Here is a 3011-nt window from a genome sequence, read left to right on the forward strand (position 1 = left end):
AGATGCATCTTAGCCAAGCCGCAAAACTGTCCTAAAAAGCAGGACCACTTCAGTCCTTCTTATCTGCTTTCACAAGGGCACCAGACGCACTAGGCATCCCTATCTTCGCTATAGTGGGAAAAATCATGGCGCAAAAATCCACCATTTACAAAGTTGAGCTTTCCGTATCCGACATGGATCGTCACTATTATGCGACCCATAAACTGACCGTTGCCAAACATCCGTCCGAGACGGATGAACGGTTAATGGTGCGGCTTCTTGCTTTTGCACTGAATGCTAATGAGCAGTTGGAGCTGACTAAGGGTCTTTCCGCGGATGACGAGCCAGACATTTGGCAGAAAAGCCTGAGTGACGAGCTGGAATTGTGGGTAGCTTTGGGACTTCCGAGCGAGAAGGTTGTGCGTCAGTCTTGTGGCAAAGCCAGCAAGGTGATTGTCTATAGTTACGGCGGCAGGACGGCTGAGGTATGGTGGGAAAAGATCAAAAACAGCACCACCCGTTTTGATAACCTTCAGGTCATAAATTTTTCAGAAAAAGACACCAATAATCTGGGCCTGCTCGCAAGTCGTTCGATGAAGCTGCAGATCAATATTCAGGACGGCGAAGTCATGGTCAGCGTTGATGATAGCATCGTCTACGTTACCCCGGTTAAATGGAAAAGCTCCAACCTTTGATCGTCGATCAAGTCACACCATACATTAGAACCCGGAATGAATAAGGACTGCTCCGTGCTTGAAAACGGAGTAGGTAATGGTGCCACTCGAACCGGCAGTTCACTTTGAAAGCGTCCAAGCCTCACACTTCGGTCCAATTTTAGACACAAGCATATGGTTTCATTCACCAACAAAGAAGAGGCTTTGGGTGAAGCAATGATGACGTGTTTTGAAGGAGTTGCTGGGAATCCGGTCTTTTGGTTTGTGTTCGCCGTCAGTGCAATGGCTACTCTTGTTTTGCTTCGGATACTAAAATTCCAACGCTTCAACGGAAAGCTCTATTACGTGCTCACCTTCAGCGCCATGATCTGGACGTTGATGATGGTTGGACTTGAGGTGGCGTCGCGCGATTTCTCCTGTCAATTCCAATGGGCAACCATGGCATGGCTCGGCAATGCGTTGTTGCCAGTTGCGTGGTGTTTCTTCGTTTTTGCATATGTCGATAACGCTTCGTGGCTCAAAAAACGCAGCGCGCTTGCTGCGCTGGTCATTGTGCCAATAGCAACCTTCGCGTTTGCTTTCACCAACCCATGGCACAACCTCGTCTACACAGATGCATCGATTGTACCGCCAGGGGAGGAGCACATTAAGTACGTTCACGGGCCCGGTTTCTATGTAATTATCGCAACCCTATACTCATTTGTGCTCGCAACTCTGTTTTGCCTTGCGAAGGCCTTTGCCAGAGCGAAGCGGTCTGCGTGGCCTCTGCTGACCGTTTTAGTCGCGATTACCGTAACCCCCCTTACTGCAAATGCGAGCTACGTCTTCTTCGGTTTCACCATCTTTGGCCTTGATCCAACGGCCTTTATGTTCACTGCTGGAATTCTCGCCTTCACGTGGATTCTCGTTACAAACAAAACGATGGATATGGCCTTTGTCGGCCAATCCGGACTAGCCAATTCCATGAGTGAGCCAGTCATTATGGTTGATCTGAATCGTACAATAGTTCTGATGAACGCGGCGGCAGAGTGTAGTGAATTAAAATTTTCTTCGGCTCGTTTCCTGAATGAAATTTGCGCGAACATCGAAAACTTGAACACGTGTGAAGTTGTTCCTCAATTGAATATCGGGCAGCGGGTTTACGAACCCAGAATTCGTGAAATCGAAAGCCAGCTTGATCCATCAAGGGTAATTCTCGGATGGAGCATCACCTTCGTTGATATCACCGATAGGATCGCCATCAGTGTGGCCTTGGAAGAGGCACTTCAACGTGCCGACGAGGCTAATCATGCGAAAGACGAATTCATTTCGGTCATTAGCCATGAATTACGCACTCCTCTGACATCGCTCATAGGAGGCTTGACGCTTGCACGCAGTGGCCGCCTCGGGGATGTACCCGCCTCCATTCATTCGGTTCTCAATATTGCGCACCGGAACGGCATTCGCCTATCACGACTGGTCGACAACATTCTGTTGGCGCAGAAAATCGACATCGATGCGTTGGTTCTGGAACGCAAGCCAGTCGATCTCTTCCAGCTACTCGAAGAGAGCTTCAAAGAGAACCAACTGTTCGGGAAGGAGCGAGGCGTGCAGCTCATCCTTGGAAGGGTCGCTCACGCGCCGGTCATTGCAGGAGATGCCTTCGCCATCCGCCAGATTATCGATAACCTGATCTCGAACGCCATCAAGTTTTCGGAAAAACACGGCATCATCGATGGCGCGTTCGAAACTTCGGGTGGTCAGGCAAGGCTATCGATTACCAACTCTGGTCAAGGGATTCCCGACGGTATGGAAGGACAGGTATTCGGTCGCTTCGAGCAAGTGGAAAATAATAGCCAACGCTCCACCCAGGGATCCGGGCTTGGCCTCCACATTTCGAAGAAGCTGGCCAACCAGATGTCGGGAGATATCTTCTACGAAAGCGAACTGGGTGTCTCCACGACGTTTTATGTTACGTTTCCTATGGTCGACCAACAGGTGGCCGAGCTCGCGCGGATCGCAAGTTAAAGGTCGCGATACTTTCTTGAAGCTGGCCCGCAAAACCATCCTCACGCAGTACTTTGCAAATAGCGCTTCTCGTGAATTGCCGACGCTTGCAGGTGGCTCAATGAGACAAATTGAATGCCCCAGCAACCTGAAGTGGTCGGCAAATTCGGACAGCGTGCTAAGGTGTATCCAACACGAATGAATGGATACGAGAATGACAAAGGACTGAACTTTTCAGACAAGTTTAGAGCTGCTGTGGCGCTTGAGGCGCTGCGTGGTGACAAGGCCGTTTAGGAGATTGCAGCCAAGCGCCAGCTTCACCTGAAGTGGTCCGGCAAAATTGGACAGCGTGCTAAGATGTATCCAACCCGA

The 3011-nt window shown here is 50.0% G+C and carries 2 protein-coding genes; both read left to right on the top strand.

Features of this window, described 5'->3' with window-relative positions; translation table 11 throughout:
• Nucleotides 1-125: 125 nt before the first annotated feature.
• Entirely contained in the window at nt 126-674 is a 549-nt protein-coding gene (locus tag V7730_RS22515; protein ID WP_335749788.1) for a YaeQ family protein, read from the top strand.
• A 153-nt stretch (nt 675-827) separates the two neighbouring features.
• Nucleotides 828-2660, top strand: a complete 1833-nt coding sequence (locus tag V7730_RS22520) for a sensor histidine kinase (protein ID WP_335749789.1) — start codon at nt 828-830, stop codon at nt 2658-2660.
• The last annotated feature ends 351 nt before the right edge of the window (nt 2661-3011 follow it).

Origin of the sequence: Sulfitobacter sp. (assembly GCF_036961165.1) — a bacterium.
In the GTDB taxonomy this organism is placed as follows: Bacteria; Pseudomonadota; Alphaproteobacteria; order Rhodobacterales; family Rhodobacteraceae; genus Sulfitobacter.